12 protein-coding genes are annotated in these 14,964 nt (G+C 63.3%); 5 read left to right on the top strand and 7 right to left on the bottom strand.

The genetic code is table 11. The features are described from left to right. The first annotated feature begins 85 nt into the window (after positions 1-85). Positions 86-3,541 (top strand): DEAD/DEAH box helicase, encoded by a 3,456-nt coding sequence (locus tag J3A64_RS21620; protein ID WP_210065813.1) that lies wholly within the window; start codon positions 86-88, stop codon positions 3,539-3,541. Between the two features lie 133 nt (positions 3,542-3,674). Here J3A64_RS21620 and J3A64_RS21615 read toward each other — a convergent pair whose 3' ends face one another. The 6 genes from J3A64_RS21615 to J3A64_RS21590 form a co-directional block, all read right to left on the bottom strand. Then, the gene (locus J3A64_RS21615; RefSeq protein ID WP_210065811.1) at positions 3,675-3,926 is read right to left on the bottom strand and encodes a hypothetical protein; all 252 of its coding nucleotides are present in this window, start codon (positions 3,924-3,926) and stop codon (positions 3,675-3,677) included. Positions 3,927-4,012: 86 nt separating this feature from the next. Then, entirely contained in the window at positions 4,013-5,185 is a 1,173-nt protein-coding gene (locus J3A64_RS21610; RefSeq protein WP_210065809.1) for an MFS transporter, read from the bottom strand. Further along, positions 5,182-5,847, bottom strand: a complete 666-nt coding sequence (locus J3A64_RS21605) for a GntR family transcriptional regulator (protein WP_014922849.1) — start codon at positions 5,845-5,847, stop codon at positions 5,182-5,184. The genes J3A64_RS21610 and J3A64_RS21605 overlap by 4 nt, the downstream gene beginning before the upstream one ends. 576 nt (positions 5,848-6,423) lie before the next feature. After that, positions 6,424-6,765: a hypothetical protein gene (locus J3A64_RS21600; protein ID WP_014922851.1), complete on the bottom strand. Its 342-nt coding sequence runs from the start codon at positions 6,763-6,765 to the stop codon at positions 6,424-6,426. A 187-nt stretch (positions 6,766-6,952) separates the two neighbouring features. Continuing rightward, positions 6,953-8,671 (bottom strand): amidase, encoded by a 1,719-nt coding sequence (locus tag J3A64_RS21595; RefSeq protein ID WP_210065807.1) that lies wholly within the window; start codon positions 8,669-8,671, stop codon positions 6,953-6,955. Then, positions 8,671-9,729, bottom strand: a complete 1,059-nt coding sequence (locus J3A64_RS21590) for an agmatine/peptidylarginine deiminase (RefSeq protein WP_210065805.1) — start codon at positions 9,727-9,729, stop codon at positions 8,671-8,673. The genes J3A64_RS21595 and J3A64_RS21590 overlap by 1 nt, the downstream gene beginning before the upstream one ends. An 83-nt stretch (positions 9,730-9,812) precedes the next feature. On the opposite strand from J3A64_RS21590, the gene J3A64_RS21585 reads away from it, so the two are divergent. Beyond that, positions 9,813-10,448, top strand: a complete 636-nt coding sequence (locus tag J3A64_RS21585) for a TetR/AcrR family transcriptional regulator (protein ID WP_210065803.1) — start codon at positions 9,813-9,815, stop codon at positions 10,446-10,448. Between the two features lie 17 nt (positions 10,449-10,465). Here the strand turns inward: J3A64_RS21585 and J3A64_RS21580 are convergent, their stop codons facing one another. Next, a complete protein-coding gene (locus J3A64_RS21580; RefSeq protein WP_210065801.1) occupies positions 10,466-11,452 on the bottom strand; it encodes a LacI family DNA-binding transcriptional regulator in 987 nt (328 codons plus the stop codon). Between the two features lie 163 nt (positions 11,453-11,615). Here J3A64_RS21580 and J3A64_RS21575 point away from each other — a divergent pair, with 163 nt between their 5' ends. From J3A64_RS21575 to J3A64_RS21565, 3 genes are read left to right on the top strand one after another with little or no spacing between them, the layout of a single operon-like run. Continuing rightward, the gene (locus tag J3A64_RS21575; protein ID WP_017200006.1) at positions 11,616-11,831 is read left to right on the top strand and encodes a hypothetical protein; all 216 of its coding nucleotides are present in this window, start codon (positions 11,616-11,618) and stop codon (positions 11,829-11,831) included. Continuing rightward, positions 11,828-13,333 carry a sodium:solute symporter gene (locus tag J3A64_RS21570; protein ID WP_210065799.1) on the top strand — a complete coding sequence of 502 codons (1,506 nt, stop codon included), beginning with the start codon at positions 11,828-11,830 and terminating at the stop codon, positions 13,331-13,333. Before J3A64_RS21575 ends, J3A64_RS21570 begins: the two co-directional genes overlap by 4 nt. After that, complete coding sequence (locus J3A64_RS21565; protein WP_210065797.1) at positions 13,333-14,934, top strand: amidohydrolase; 1,602 nt, start codon at positions 13,333-13,335, stop codon at positions 14,932-14,934. Before J3A64_RS21570 ends, J3A64_RS21565 begins: the two co-directional genes overlap by 1 nt. Positions 14,935-14,964 lie beyond the last annotated feature (30 nt).

Raw genomic sequence — 14,964 nt, 5'->3', positions numbered from 1 at the left:
GAGGTTAACGGAGGGCGAAGTTTGGGAGCCGTTTTCTGCTGACTAAGATTGAACAGATATCCTCCTGCCGAAAGTAGCCCGACGCATGCCGTCCCACACAGACGAAAACTGGGAACTGGCCATTCAGACTCCTGCCATCACGGACCGCTCGCTCGCGGCCGGACTGGCTTATGCCATGGGCAGCCGCGTGAACGGGATCTCTTTCGACGCGGCAACTGGCCTCCTCATGGGCAAGGTCCGCGGCACCGGTCCGCAACCGTATTCGACGTCGGCAAAACTGGTCCGTAAGCCCAGCGGCTGGAGCTGCACGGTGGGTATCTGCAACTGCCCGGTCCGTAAGGACTGCAAGCATGTGGCCGCATTGCTCTTCACTGCCGAAGACCACCCCACCATCCGGGCCCAGCTCCTCTCCCAAGCGCCCGGAATTCAGACCTCCAGGGTGGGTTCGGGCCAACAGGGCGGGTCGGCACGTCCTGCCTGGGAACAAGCCCTCAACAGGCTGATCACGAAGCCCGGCACAGCTCCGAGCGCTGCGGGCATCCCGCTCGCGCTTCAGTTCGAGGTGGAAGAGCCTGCGGCCCACTTCTCCTACACAGGCCGTCGTGACCCCATGCGCAGTGTCCGCCAGCTCAAAGCCCGCCCGGTGATGATGGGTGCCAAGGGCAAGTGGATCCGCGGCGACGTCTCGTGGAACAACCTCAGCTATGTCAGTTTCCGGCGTGAATTCAACGAGGTCCACGTCGAATGGCTTCAGACTTTCCTGGCCGCGCACGGTTCCAGCAACGGCCGGCAGCAACCGTCCGGTGCCATGTGGTTGAGCCTGAACGACTTCGCCGCCAAAAACCTCTGGACCCTTCTGGCCGACGCCACCAAAGCGGGTATCCCGCTCATTCACTCCGCTGGTAGCGAGCCTGTCCACGTTGAGTCCCAGGCCGCCGTCGTCGGACTCAGCTTGGCGCGGCTGGACGCTGCCCAGGACACCCAAAAGCAGGAAGCGCCCGACGGCGGCCTGCAGCTGGCGCCGTCGGTGACACTGGGCGGGGAGCCCGTGGACCCCGGATCCGTGGGCTTCCTGGGCAAACCGGCCAACGGAATCTTCTTCACCCATTCCGGGGAAACCCTGCCTGGAGTGCCGCAGCAGAAGAATCTCATCACCCTTGCGCCCATTGAGGGTGGCATCAGCGATGAGCTGCTGGAATTCGTCATGGAGGGCGACACACTTCAGATCCCGGCCGAGGATGAGAGCCGGTTCCTGACCTCGTTCTACCCGAAGCTACGGCAGTCAACGCCCGTTCAGGCCGCGGATGAATCGGTGGAGCTGCCCACGCTGGCTGTCCCCACACTGTCCCTGCTGGCCAACTACGGCAACGATCACAAGGTCCGGCTGCACTGGGAATGGCACTACAAATCCGGCACCCTGGTCACCGCGCAGCCATTGTGGCGCCACCCGGACGACCGCGGCTACCGCGATGACCTTGAAGAAGCACGGATCCTCGAGTCACTCGGACGTCCGTGGGACGTGGTCCCCGCACTGGCCGAATCGGCGACGGGTGGCTGGGGTGCACCCCGCATCGCGGCCTCCGCTGAGCTCAGTGGCCTGGACACGCTGGCGTTCACCGAAGAGGTGCTGCCAGCGCTCAAGGACCTACCCGACGTCGTGGTTGAAACGTCCGGCGACATCGCCGACTACCGTGAGGCCGCTGAAGCGCCTGTGGTGTCCATTTCCACGAAGGAAACGGCAAGCGGCGACTGGTTCGACCTCGGCATCGTGATCACGCTGGAAGGCGAACCCGTCTCCTTCGCTGCTGTGTTCTCTGCGCTCGCCGCCGGAATGAGCCGCATGCTGCTGCCCAGCGGCGCCTACTTCTCGCTGGACCTCCCCGACCTTCACCAGCTCCGCGCGTTGATCGACGAAGCCCGCTCCCTGCAGGACAACCCGGACAACAAGGACGGCACCCTGCAGATCAGCCGTTTCCAGGCCGGGCTCTGGGACGAACTGGCCCAACTCGGCATTGTGGATGAGCAGGCCGCAGCCTGGCGTGAGGCCGTTGGTGGACTGCTCGACGACGGCGTGACCGGGCTTCCGCTCCCGGCTGGCCTTAACGCTGAGCTACGTCCGTATCAGCTCGAGGGATTCAACTGGCTCAGCTTCCTGTACAAGCACAGCCTCGGTGGCGTGCTGGCTGACGACATGGGCCTGGGTAAGACCGTGCAGGCCATTGCGCTGATATGTGCGGCGAAGGACCTGGCTGCGGAGACTGCTGCCGCCGCTCAAGGTGATGCTTCCGAGGTGGTTCCGCGGGCTCCTTTCCTGGTGGTCGCACCCACGAGTGTAGTGAGCAACTGGGCGGCTGAAGCGCAGCGCTTTGCTCCCGGGCTCGTGGTCCGGACTGTTGGTGAGACCTTTGCCAAGAGCGGTATGGCACCGGCCGAAGCGTTGGCGGGCGCCGACGTCGTCATTACCTCCTACGCGCTGTTCCGCATTGATTACGATGCCTACGCGTCCTTCCAGTGGGCCGGGCTGATGCTGGACGAAGCGCAGTTCGTGAAGAACCACCAGTCCAAGGCGTACCAGTGCGCGCGCAAACTGCCGGCCCGTTTCAAACTGGCCATCACAGGAACGCCGCTGGAAAACAACCTCATGGAGTTCTGGGCGCTGACGTCGATTGTGGCACCGGGCCTGTTCCCGAGCCCCAAACGGTTCGCGGATAACTACCAAAAGCCGGTTGAAAAGAACGGCGACTCGGCGCAACTAGGCAAGCTCCGGCGTCGTGTGCGTCCGCTCATGATGCGCCGCACCAAAGAGCAAGTCATCAAGGATCTGCCGCCCAAGCAGGAGCAGATCCTTGAAGTGGTGCTGAACCCGCGGCACCAAAAGGTTTACCAGACTCACCTGCAGCGCGAACGGCAGAAGATCCTGGGCTTGATTGATGATGTGAACAAGAACCGGTTCACCATCTTCCAGTCGTTGACGTTGCTGCGGCAGCTGAGCCTGGATGCGTCGTTGGTGGATTCGTCATTGTCCGGTGTTCGCTCCTCCAAACTGGATGTGCTGTTCGAACAGCTGGAGGACCTTATCTCCGAGGGTCACCGCGCCCTGATTTTCAGCCAGTTCACTGGATTCCTGGGCAAGGTCCGCGAACGGCTGGATGCCGAGGGCGTGGAATACTGCTACCTCGATGGCAGCACCCGCAACCGTGGTGATGTGGTGAGCGAGTTCAAGAACGGCGCCGCTCCGGTGTTCCTGATTTCGCTGAAGGCCGGTGGCTTCGGGCTCAACCTGACCGAGGCCGACTACGTGTTCCTGTTGGATCCGTGGTGGAACCCGGCGTCCGAAGCCCAGGCCGTGGACCGCACACACCGCATTGGGCAGGCCAGGAACGTGATGGTGTACCGACTGGTGGCGAAGGACACCATCGAAGAGAAGGTCATGGCGTTGAAGGCCAAGAAGTCACAGCTGTTCGCGGATGTGATGGAAGGCGATGCCTTGGCCGGTGGCTCATTGACGGCTGATGATTTGGCGGCGCTGTTCGCGGAGTAGGCAGCGCAAACCGTGTAAGGGGCTGTCAAAGGGGGCCGGATAACAAGATCAATCGTCTTTCCAAGTATTCGATCCTGTGCTCCAGCGCAGAGATTCTCTCTTCAGTCTCCACATCCCAGTCTTCTCGGAGTACTCATGCCGGGCTGCTGTATCTGGTAATAATCACATCGTCCGCAGCGTCGAATAATCGACGTCCTATGCCGTCGAGGTAGACCCAGAGTCCGCTGCCATCAGGCATGACATCCGCCACCACCCCGATCTGGGTACCTTCATCGGATACTGTCACTACCACCTCGTCGCCCGGCAGGAAATACTCCCACGCCTTGTAGCGACGCACTGGCAAGGCATCCGGATCCATCATTTTGACCACAGTGCTTTCCTCCACTGAGAACTGCCCCCCTCACTTTCCGCTTAACTAGCAGTGTGGGGAGCGGGCGGAAGATGACGGCTAAGTGGAAAATATTTGCTTGGCTAGTCGTCCAGCCGTACGCCCCGCAACAACAACATGGTTCCGCCCACGGCAACCGCGGATGCCAGGAACACACCCGCTGCGCCGAGGCCCACCGCCACAACGCCGATAGCGCTGGGCAGGACCACCTGCCCCACCCTGTTTCCGGCCAACCGTAAGGCCAGCGCCCGCCCGCGTTGGCCTTCGGGTGCTTGCGCCGAGAGCCAGGACATGGTTAGTGGTTGGCCTATCCCGAGGCCAAGGCCGAGGAACGCCATCACGACGAACAGCAACCACTCCGGCATCGGAATGGCTGCCACGCCGAGGGCAACTGTGGAGATGGCCAGGCTGAGGATCAGCAGCTTCATCCGGCCCAGTTTGCGGGACATGCTGCCAAGTCCCAGCCGGGAAACCATGGAAAACAGGGCGCGGACGGTCAGCATGAGGCCTACGGTTGCAGCGGTCAGGCCACGTTCCGCGCCGAGTGCAGGCAGGTACACGACCGTCAAGTCCACCACTGCCAGGACAGTGGCGCTGGTTGCCAACGCGCGGACCACACCCGGGGTCCGGAGGAGCGAGACCGCACTGCCCTTCGGCCCGCCCTTGGAGGTGCGCCTCCTGCGGCTGACCTTGGCGGAGATAACAAATGTTGTCAGGAACAGCACCAAGCTCATTGCCGTCGCAAGCAGGAAGATTGCCTGCGTGTTCGGGCGAACAGAAGCACCGCCCACTATGGAAATGGCCAGCGGTCCCAAGGCTTGCCCCAGCGATGCGGCGAAGGTCAGGTACCCGAAGGCAGAGTCCAGCCGCGACGACGCCGCATTGTTCGCCACCACAGCCTGTTGCCCCACCACGCAGGCCAACTGACCCGCTCCCAGAAGCGCTGTCCCGGCCACGAGTGCCGGGACTGAGGTCCCCCAGAACAGCAGGAACGCAGAACAGCCCAGAACGACGGCGGACCCGATCGCCATCAGCCGACGCTCACCCAGGCGGTCCACCAGCCCGCCGATGGGCAAGGCGAGTAACAAGGGAAACACCGCATAGCTCGCGGCGAGAAGGCCCAGCGCGAATCCAGGGACGTCCAGTTCAAGTGCGCGGTACGTGGTGGCGGGCCGGACCAGGAACGTCACTGCTTGGATGAGCGCCGAGTGGACGAGGAGTGCGGTGGATGAACGCCGTCCGAGTTCGCCGATCATTCGACCACAAGGCCAGTGCCTGAGATGACTCGCAGTGTCTCATCACGCGCGCCGATGACGTGGTCGAAGGCAATCTTCGCGGCCTTTTCCGGATCCTTGGATGCAATGGCCTCGACGAGGAGCCGGTGATTGGCGAGTGCTTCATCGCGACGTTCGGGGGCGTTATTGGTGAAGTACCGGTAGCGTTCAACGTGGCTTCCGATCTGCCCATGAAAGCGTTGGGCCCAGGAGTTTCCGGCGATCCTGGCGATGGCGGCGTGCAGGGCAACCCCGTATTTCATGGCTTCATCAGCGAACTGAACCATCGCAGCGTTGCGGGCCACGATCCCCCGAAGTTCTTCAAGATCCGCGGCACTCGCATTGGCGCACGCTTCCCGTGCCATCAGGGATTCCAAGGCAGCGCGGACATCGTAAAGCTCTGAAATCGCCTTCTCATCCAGCGCCGGCACCATCACTCCCCCGGTGGGTTGCTGCTCGAGCAAGCTCTCCGAAATCAGGCGACGGATAGCCTCACGAAGGGGCGTCCGGCTGACCTGAAGGGCCGTGGCCATGGCGGGCTCGTAGATGCGCTCACCCGGTTTGAGCTCAAGGCTAAGAATCTGACGTTTCAGTTCGCCGTAGACAAGATGTGCCCCTGTGTTGCGTGGTTGTGGATCCGCCATATAGCGCCGCCTCGGCTAGGAAGTGTACTTGTATACATCTATACACCCAGACTGGAGGACCTCACAAAGGGTTACACCTGCGACCACTTCTGATTGACCACGACCGAGCGTGTTCGAGTGCCTTGTTGCCGCTTCAAGAGGCTCATAGTGGCGCCTTGCCCGGCCTTTTCGAAAGCCGGTCACTGAATCGCAGCCCGGCGCTCGGCGATTCCACCAGCGGCTGGGACCGCTCCAACATCACCAACGGACTGGGCATCGCAGGCCGCATGGTCAATGACCAGCGCACTCGAGCCCGACGCATGGGTGTTCTGGCAGCCCGTGGAGGACACCTACAAGCAGGAGAAGGCCGACAAAGGCTGGGGCTCCATCTACGTGGACTTCGACTGCAACTACGAGGGCCGCGTCCCTCTCTCACATCCCACGCCCTTGAGCCGATCCCTCTCTCACTCTTCTCAGAAGAGTGAGAGAGCGTCCCGCTATAAGGGCTGGGAAGTGAGAGAGGGTTGGCATGCAAAAGGGGACCGGTTGATCAACCGGTCCCCTTCACACTTAAGTTCGGCTAGGCCGCGGGCGTCATTAGCCGCGGCACAGTTCGCCGAACTTGGCGCCGGCTTCCTGGAAGGCCGACGTAAGCTCGCCCATCTTTGCTTCGTTCGGTTCTTCCTTGGCCTGCTCGTCCAGGTACTCAAGGATGGCTGTAACTACAGGCTTCATCTCGGTGGACGCCACCGGTTCGATGGGCCTGATGGCGTTGGCTGCGCGGTTCGAGGCCGTCTGGCTCGGGTTCTGCGGAATACTGGCTGCGGCGACGCCAACGCGGTCACAGGTTTCCGCGGTGGTCAGCTGCTGCTGCGCGGAACAGGCGGATGCCGAGGCAATAAGCCCGGCAGCGATCAGGACAGTGGTGAGTTTCTTCATGGTTCCCTCAGTGGTCGACGTCCCTTTGATTGTAATCAGAGCCGGGGCCCGGCCACGCATCGGCGTCCGCGTTCCTCCCCGGTTAGTTCCCCCGTCGGGCACAAAACGACAACGACCCGCAGGTGTCGGAGCCTTCTTACGGTGACAGCGGGAAAGCAACCGGGCAGGAACGCTGGCATAAGCAAAGCTACAGCGCGGGCGTACGGGGTGGCGTGGTCCGCCGCGAACCCGTTGCTTCGAAGGCGGCAGCCAGCGTCAACAAGGCCGTGTCATCGTACGCGCGGCCGGCGAAGGTGAGGCCCACGGGCATGCCAATATCCGCCATGGTTCCCATCGGTACGGTAACGGTGGGGATGCCCAGGTGCCTGGGAACGAGGTTGCCGTTGGCCACCCACACGCCGTTGCGCCAGCCCAGGTCCGCGGACGCAGGGTTGACGTCCATGTCGGCAGGACCCACATCCGCAGCCGCCGGGAACAGGACTGCGTCCAGTCCGAGCCCGTCCATCCACTCCTCGAGGTCAATGCGCCGGGTCTCCTCCAGGCCGCGCACTCCGCCTTCCAACTCGGGGATCTCGGTGAAGCGGGATACGCCGTATTCGCGGACATGCCGGGGATAAGCGGAGATGTGGTCGTCGAATCCGGTGTAGCGGTCTGCCAGGGCGCCCTTCGGGTGCGGGAAGATCGCAGCGCCGTCCACATCGGCAAGCCTGTTGAGGGCGGGATCACCGTTGGCGCGCAGGAAGTCGTCCCATGCCCAGGCCGAAAGGTCCTCGATTTCACGTTTGAGGTACTCGGTGCTGACCAAGCCGCGAGTGGCAATCGTGCGTGCTCCCGGTCGGTCGCCTTCGTAATTTGAGACCACGGGGAAGTCCACCAGCACTACTTCAGCGCCAGCGGACTCAAGGTCCCGCTTGGCGGCTTCCCACAGGTCAATCACGGAAGCCCGCGTCTCGATGCGCTGCCCGGTGGGGCCACCGATGCCCGGCTGCTCGCTGGTCCCGGCGTCCGGGTCTGCGTTGATATACATGCGCGGCACCCCGAAGCGCTTGCCCCGCAATGCCAGCTGCCCGCCGTCGGCGTCTTCCACGGCAAGCGTCAGGTAGGACTCCGGGCGGACCTCGGACGATTTCGGGAGCTGAACCCACGGCTGCGCGCGCCAAAAATCACCGCGCGTCTCAGCGTCATCGGCAACAATGACATCCAGCAGTTCCAGCATGTCCGCCATGGTGCGCGTGTGCGGGACTACGACGTCCATGGTGGGTACCAGCGGCCAGTTGCCGCGCACCGAGATGACACCGCGCGAGGGCGTGTAGGCGCAAAGAGCATTGTTCGACGCCGGTGCGCGGCCACTCGACCAGGTCTCCTCACCCAGGCCGAAGGCCGCGAAGCTGGCCGCCGTCGCGGTTCCGGAACCGTTGGAGGAGCCGGAACCGAAGGCTGCCGTCAGGTACTCAGCGTTGTACGGGCTTTCAGCACGTCCGTACACACCGCGCTGCATTCCGCCATTGGCCATCGGCGGCATGTTGGTCAGGCCGAGCAGCACCGCTCCGGCGTCGCGGAGTCGTTCAATGGTGAAGGCATCGCTCTGCGCTACCAAGTGCTCAAAGGCCGGCGAACCTGCAGCTGCCGTAAGCCCCTTGGCCAAGTAGCTGTCCTTGGCTGTGTAGGGGATCCCGTCCAGCGGCCCCCGCACCGCGCCCTTCGCCCGTCGTTCATCTGAGGCCCGGGCGTCCGCCAAAGCATCGGGGTTCATGACCACCAAGGCGTTGAGTTTGATGCCGTTGCGATCGTAGGCACCGATACGGTCAAGGTATGCCTGGGTGAGTTCCTCGCTGGTCACCTCGCCCGATTCGAGCGCAGCGCGCAACTGCGCGATGGACGCTTCTACGACGTCGAACCGAGCCATTACGCTGCACCTCCAGCGCGTTGTGCTCCACTGAGGCGCGGCTGCTGCTGGGTGATGCAGTGGATGCCGCCACCGCGGGCCAGGATCGGCCGGGCGTCCACGGTGACCACGCGGCGGCCGGGGTAGGCTTCGGCCAGGATCTCGGCCGCGAGGGAATCGGCACGTTCTTCACCGTAGCCACAGGCGATGACGCCACCATTGACCACCAGGTGGTTGACGTAGCTCCAGTCCACAAAGCCGTCTTCGTCGCGCAAAGTTTCCGGCGCAGGCAGCGGCACAATCTCGAACGGCTTGTCCGCTGCATCCGTCTGGGTTTCCAGGAATGCCTGGAGCGTGCGGCTGACCTCGTAGTCCGGGTGCTCCGGGTTGGTCTGGGAATGCAGCAGGATACGGCCGGGGGTGGGCAGGGTGGCCACCATGTCGATGTGGCCGCGCGTGCCCAGGTCCTCGTAGTCGCGGGTCAGTCCGCGGGGTACCCAAATGACCTTGGTGGCTCCGATGGTGCGGGCCAGTTCGGCTTCGACTGCCGCTTTGTCGGCATAGGGATTCCGGCCCGGATCCAGCTGCACGGTTTCGGTGACCAGCACGGTTCCTTCGCCGTCCACGTGGATGGCGCCACCTTCGTTGACCAGCAGCGAGCTGACCAGCTCTGCGCCCGCCTTCCCGGCGACGAAGCGGGCCATTCCGGCGCTCTTCTGCCACTCGGACCACGCCGGAGCACCCCAGCCGTTGAAGATCCAGTCCACGGCGCCAAGCACGCCGGGACGTTCGTCGTCGAGGACGAAGGTGGGTCCGACGTCGCGCATCCAGAACTCGTCCAACGGTGCCTCGATCTGTTCGATGCCGCTGCCCAGCATGCGGGCGGCGCGCTGGCGCTCGCTCGGGTCCACCACCATGGTGACAGGTTCGAATTCGGCTACCGCATGGGCGACGGCGGTCCAGGCCGCGTAGGCCTCTTCGGCGGAGGCGGCGTCGTGGCCAAGGGTCAGGCCGGTGCGGGGGAACGCCATCCAAGTGCGCTCATGCGGTGCGGTTTCGGCCGGCATTCTCCAAGCCATGGGTGACTCCTTCGTCTTCAGTGCAAATCTCTTGTTGATCACACGATCAACAATGCTGAAAAGGTAATCTAGACTGGTCATTGATGTCAAGCACTCCACAGAAGCGCGCGGTCCGAAAGTCACCGGCAGAGCGCGCCGCAGAAATCACAGAGGCCGCCCGCGAGATCGCACTCGAGGCCGGGCTTACAGCTCTGACACTGCGCAATGTAGCCGCCCGGGTAGGAGTCGCTTCAGGCTTGGTGGCGCACTACCAACCCAACATGGACGCGCTCGTGTCCAGCACTTTCGCCACCATCGTGGCTGCGGAAACACAGGAAGTGGCAGGCTTGCTGAGCCTGCAACCGGGACCGTCGGAACGACTCGCCCTCTTGGTGGACACCCTTTTGGACAACAGCAGGCTGGACGTCACGGCAATCTGGGTGGAGGTCTGGACCTTGGGACGCCGCAACGAAACCCTGGCCTCCTCGGTCCGCGAGCAAATGGATGCTTGGCAGAAGGTCTTCCAGGGAGTGGTCGAGGACGGGAACGCGACCGGAGCGTTCAACGTTTCGGACGCCGCGGCCGTCGCCTGGCAGATTCTCGGCATGGTGGATGGCCTGAACGCCCAAGCCTTGGTCCGCTGGGATGGTGTCAACGATCGCGGCACGCACCTTGCCCGCGCCGTCGAGGGAATGGTGGGCGCCGCCCCAGGTTCCGTCGTTGCCAAACCCCGCTTGTAGGCGACACTGGGCGCGACTCAGCTCGCCAAGTGCACGCTCGCGCCTTCGAACCAACGGTGCACGGGCGGAGCGTCAGGCTCCTGGATGATGGCGTCCAGCAATTCCGTGGCCGCTTTGCCGTAAGCACGCGGCGCCAAGTCAATGGAACTGATCAGCGGATTGCCGGTTTCCAGGGCGGCTGCGCCGGCGAAAGAGACGACATCCAGGTCTTTGCCAAGAGCGAAGCCCCGGCTTTCCAAGACGATCTGGCTCTGCGCAGCCTGACCCTGCGCGCCACAGACCAGCGCATCCGCCCCGCCGATATCCACGGCTTGAGTGATGGCGGCGATCAAGTCCCGTGGACTGGCATTGGCCGCAACCTCATGCACCCGCGGCTCCAAACTATTCCGAAGACACCATTCCATGTAGTTCCGGCGGGTATCGACAGCCCATGATGATCCAATGGCATCGTCGATGGCCAGCAGCGCAGGGCGCCGCCGCCCGCGGGCAAGGAGATGGTCCAGCACTTGGGACTGCAGTTCGGCGTGGTGGGCCTCAAGCGTTCCTTGGACCCGCTCCTCGCCAGGACCGTTGTAGCGGCCAACACTTACCGTCGGGATGCCGTTGGCCAGGAGGGCCGCCACCAGGGGCTCACCCGGGGCGGGGTCGATGGCAATCACTCCGTCCACTTGGAAGGCCATCCGTGGCGTTAGTCCACGCGCGAAAAGCGTGACATCGTAGTCCGCGGCAGCTGCGCCCTCGGTGACTCCGAAAGCGAAGTCCATATAGAACGCCAGGCTGCGGGCGACCGGTGGTATGTGGAGCCCGATGGCGCCGATCCGGTTCACGCGCAGACTGCGTGCGGCGCGGTTGGTGACGTAGCCAAGGCGGTCAGCGGCTTCCTGAATGAGCTCGCGCTTCTCATCGGAGATACGGCCGGAGCCACTCAAAGCGCTGGAGACGGTGGTCTTGGACAGGCCGAGTTCGCGCGCGATGTCCATGATTGTTGCCCGGGTTCTCACCATGACCTCATCCTAGGCGGCAGCCCGGTGATGGCGCTTCCCGGATCTTGGGGAACCTCTTGACATTGCTGTTGTGACGTCCCACACTTTTATTTGCGGGAACGTTCCCGCAAATATCTCCTTCGCTTACATCCGGCCAACGACGCCCGGAGGAATGGATCCCCAAATGTCCCAAGCTGTCCTGACTTCGGACCGCCGAAGCCACGTCCGCAGGACGATCTTCGCGATCGATATCCTGCTCCTGCTCGCCCCACCCGTGCACTGGTTGTTCAGCGACGGCCAATCCACCATCTGGTATTTCCTCGTAGCCAACGCCTTGGTGACCCTGTCCCTCTTTGGCCTGTGGATGACACGGGATACCGACGAGGAGGAAACGCGATGAACATGCTGATTGGTTACGGAGCCATCCTCCTGTTCACCGTGCTGGTGGTGGCTGTCATGAGCCGCGGCCGGCGCGTGGACAAATCCATGAGCGAATACGCCACCGGCGGCCGCTCATTCAATTCTTGGTTCGGCACCATGGCGTTCCTCAACACCTGGCTGGCCGGCACCATGTTCATTTCCTTCGCCGGCCTGACTGCCAGTGCCGGCGCTATCGGCTTCTACTCCCTGTCCTACTCACTGCTCAGCGTGGTGCTGATGTTCTTCCTTGGCACGCCTGTGAACAAATGGGGCCGCATCCACGATCTCCGAACCCAGGCAGACCTGCTCGGCCTGAGGTACAACTCCCGCTCGGTCCGGGTCATCGCAGCCCTCATCGGCGTCCTGGCCTCAATTCCATGGGTTGTCCTGGGCATGCAGTCCCTGGGCCTTGTCTTCTCCACTCTCTCCTTCGGGCAGGTGTCCCCCTACGTCGCAGTGGTGATCGGTGTGCTTTTCATCGCCGCACGCCAGATCTGGACCGTGAAGCTTGGCACCCGCGGACTCATCATCAGCGACATGGTTCAAGGGATTTTTGCCTACGGCGTCGGCTTCCTGGTGATCCTCGGGCTCTTGGTGTGGCTCATCACCAACGGCCATGGTTTCAACGAGGTTTCGCCCAGCCTGCTCCAACTGCCCGGTCCCGGCAGCGCGGCGGGCCCGTTCTACCTGTTCTCCCTGATCTTCACGGGAATGATGGGCGCCTGGTGCTGGCCCGACCTCTTTGTTCGCATGTTCAGCGTCAAGACCCCCAAAACGGTACAGAAGTCCGCCGTCCAGGCAGCACCGATCATGTTCCTGTTCTCCGCCGCGCTCACCACGGTGTGCCTGCTGGCCACCAGCGTCCCGGGTGTTTCCGACGCCCCCGATACCGTGTGGTTCATCCTGGCCGGAATCGGTGGAGCAGGCATGGTTGCCATCGCTGGCGTGTGCGTTGTGGCCGCCACCATGGGCAACGTTGGAGCCAACTTGCAGGCCGTAGGCACCCAGTTGGCCAACGACGTGATCGGCGTTCGCAAACAAGAGCGCATTGAATCCGCAAAGGGCGCAAAGATCGCTGTCGCCGCCATCACGCTTATCTCCGCTGGCGCTGCTCTGCTGATGGCGAACCAAGTCTCCGGGCTGATCGTGGTCGCTTTCGTGTCCTACCAGGCCATCTGTCAGCTAGCCCCTACCCTCCTGCTCGGAATCTTCTGGCGACGGGGTACAGCTGCAGCCGCCAACTCCGCAATGGTTTCGGGAATCCTGGTGGCCGCGGTACTGGAACTCATGTATCCGAGCCCGCTGTCCATTCCGTGGCTTGGCGGACTGACGTCCGGGGTAGCTGGGTTGATCGTCAACCTTGCCGTCTACCTTGCGGTCTCACTCGCCAAACCTGCCCCTGCCGCAGAACAAGACCGCGTTGACGCGCTCTTCAAAGGGCTGAAGAAGAAGGAACCCGTAAGCCAAGGAGCACTGACGTGATGGCCGCGGACACCATTGTCCTGGCACGCCGGATCCACACCCTGGACCCGAACGCGCCCGCCGCCACCGCCCTTGCCATCAAAGACGGCCGGATTGCCGCCGTCGGTTCCTTCCCGGACCTGGAGCCGTACCGGGGACCCAACACCACCGTGCTCGACTACGGCGACGCGACGATCGTCCCGGGCTTGAACGACAGCCACACTCATGTTGTTTTTGGACTGGATCTGGCCCGTGGCGTGCAGTTGACGGACCTGGGTCCCCTTGAGGAAGTGCAACGGATCATCGCGGACGCAGCCGCCGCCGCCAAACAAGGCGAATGGGTCAACGGTTGGGGCCTGGATCCGAACCTCTTCACGGATATCGGCTTCAACGGCCGGCTCTTCGACGACGCCACGGGCCCGGTGCCAATGTTTCTGCGTATGCGGGACGGCCACTCCGCCATTGTCAACACAGCGGCCTTGGCCGCCGCCGGAATCACGGGTCCGGTCGACTTTCCGGACGAGTCACTGATAGACGTCGACGACGACGACTCGCCCACCGGGTACCTCGTCGAGTTCAGCGCCATGGAGCTGGTGACGAGAGTGATCCCGCAGGAAGCCTTCGAGGTCCGGGCCGAAAGGCTCCGTACCCTGCTGACCGGAATGGCCGCCGTCGGAATCGCTTCCACTCACGTGATGGATTTCGCTGAGGGTTCTGCCGAATTGGCCACCCACTTGGAGACTCACGGTGAGCTTCCGCTTCGGCTGCGCTTCTCCCCCATGGTCAATGCCGGCGCTTCGCTGCACGAGCTCGAAGAAGTGGCTGCGATGCAGGGCATGGGCGGAAGACGGTGGCGGGTGGAAGGGGTCAAGTTCTTCATCGATGGCACCATCGACAACGGTTCGGCCTGGCTGGAACAGCCGGACGTGTATGGCGAGAACCATGAATCGGTGTGGACCGACCCCGAGGACTTCCAGAAGGCGCTGAGGTTCTTTGTGGAGCGCGGAATTCCCACAGCCACCCATGCCATTGGCGACCAGGGCGTTCGGTATGTTCTCGAAGCGCTTGAGGCATCCGGCGATGCGCGGCATTTAGCGGCGCACAGGATCGAGCACATAGAAACCATCCCTGACGATCTGGTGAACCGCTTTGCCCAACTCGGAGTGGCCGCGAGCATGCAACCCATCCACGGGACCCACCACACCCGCGCGGACCGGAGCGACAATTGGTCCGTTCGGTTGGGGCCCGAAAGGGCGGCCCGCGGATGGCGGTGCCGCGACCTCCGCGACGCCGGAGTCACGGTGGCGCTCGGCTCCGACTGGCCCATCACCCCGTACGACCCCAGGGCCATGATGGCAGATTCCATTCTGCGCCGGCCGGTGGAAACGCCCGGCGCTGCACCCGTACAGCCCGAGCAGGCCCTCACGGCGCTCATGGCCCTTGAGGGTTACACCACCCATGCTGCCGCTGCAGCAGGCTTAGGCGCGACATCGGGAACAATCAGTGTGGGCAAGCTCGCCGACCTCACCGTATTCGAGGGGGATCCCTTGCGGATTACCCCGGAGGAGCTTGCCGGAACCTCAGTGCTGACCACCTTCGTAGACGGCGTTCCAACGCATTAGTTTGCCAGGGCAGGGCGCAGCGGCCGGTAG

Source organism: Pseudarthrobacter sp. PvP004, assembly GCF_017876035.1.
GTDB lineage: Bacteria > Actinomycetota > Actinomycetes > Actinomycetales > Micrococcaceae > Arthrobacter > Arthrobacter aurescens_A.
This window is presented reverse-complemented; position numbering and strand designations above follow the sequence as displayed.

Excerpts from the sequence above, each read along its gene's own strand:
- J3A64_RS21600 (WP_014922851.1), bottom strand. The coding sequence starts at position 6,765 with ATGAAGAAACTCACCACTGTCCTGATCGCTGCCGGGCTTATTGCCTCG.
- J3A64_RS21585 (WP_210065803.1), top strand. The coding sequence starts at position 9,813 with ATGTCAAGCACTCCACAGAAGCGCGCGGTCCGAAAGTCACCGGCAGAG.
- J3A64_RS21570 (WP_210065799.1), top strand. The coding sequence starts at position 11,828 with ATGAACATGCTGATTGGTTACGGAGCCATCCTCCTGTTCACCGTGCTG.
- J3A64_RS21605 (WP_014922849.1), bottom strand. The coding sequence starts at position 5,847 with ATGGCGGATCCACAACCACGCAACACAGGGGCACATCTTGTCTACGGC.
- J3A64_RS21580 (WP_210065801.1), bottom strand. The coding sequence starts at position 11,452 with ATGGTGAGAACCCGGGCAACAATCATGGACATCGCGCGCGAACTCGGC.
- J3A64_RS21595 (WP_210065807.1), bottom strand. The coding sequence starts at position 8,671 with ATGGCTCGGTTCGACGTCGTAGAAGCGTCCATCGCGCAGTTGCGCGCT.
- J3A64_RS21575 (WP_017200006.1), top strand. The coding sequence starts at position 11,616 with ATGTCCCAAGCTGTCCTGACTTCGGACCGCCGAAGCCACGTCCGCAGG.
- J3A64_RS21590 (WP_210065805.1), bottom strand. The coding sequence starts at position 9,729 with ATGGCTTGGAGAATGCCGGCCGAAACCGCACCGCATGAGCGCACTTGG.
- J3A64_RS21620 (WP_210065813.1), top strand. The coding sequence starts at position 86 with ATGCCGTCCCACACAGACGAAAACTGGGAACTGGCCATTCAGACTCCT.
- J3A64_RS21565 (WP_210065797.1), top strand. The coding sequence starts at position 13,333 with ATGGCCGCGGACACCATTGTCCTGGCACGCCGGATCCACACCCTGGAC.
- J3A64_RS21610 (WP_210065809.1), bottom strand. The coding sequence starts at position 5,185 with ATGATCGGCGAACTCGGACGGCGTTCATCCACCGCACTCCTCGTCCAC.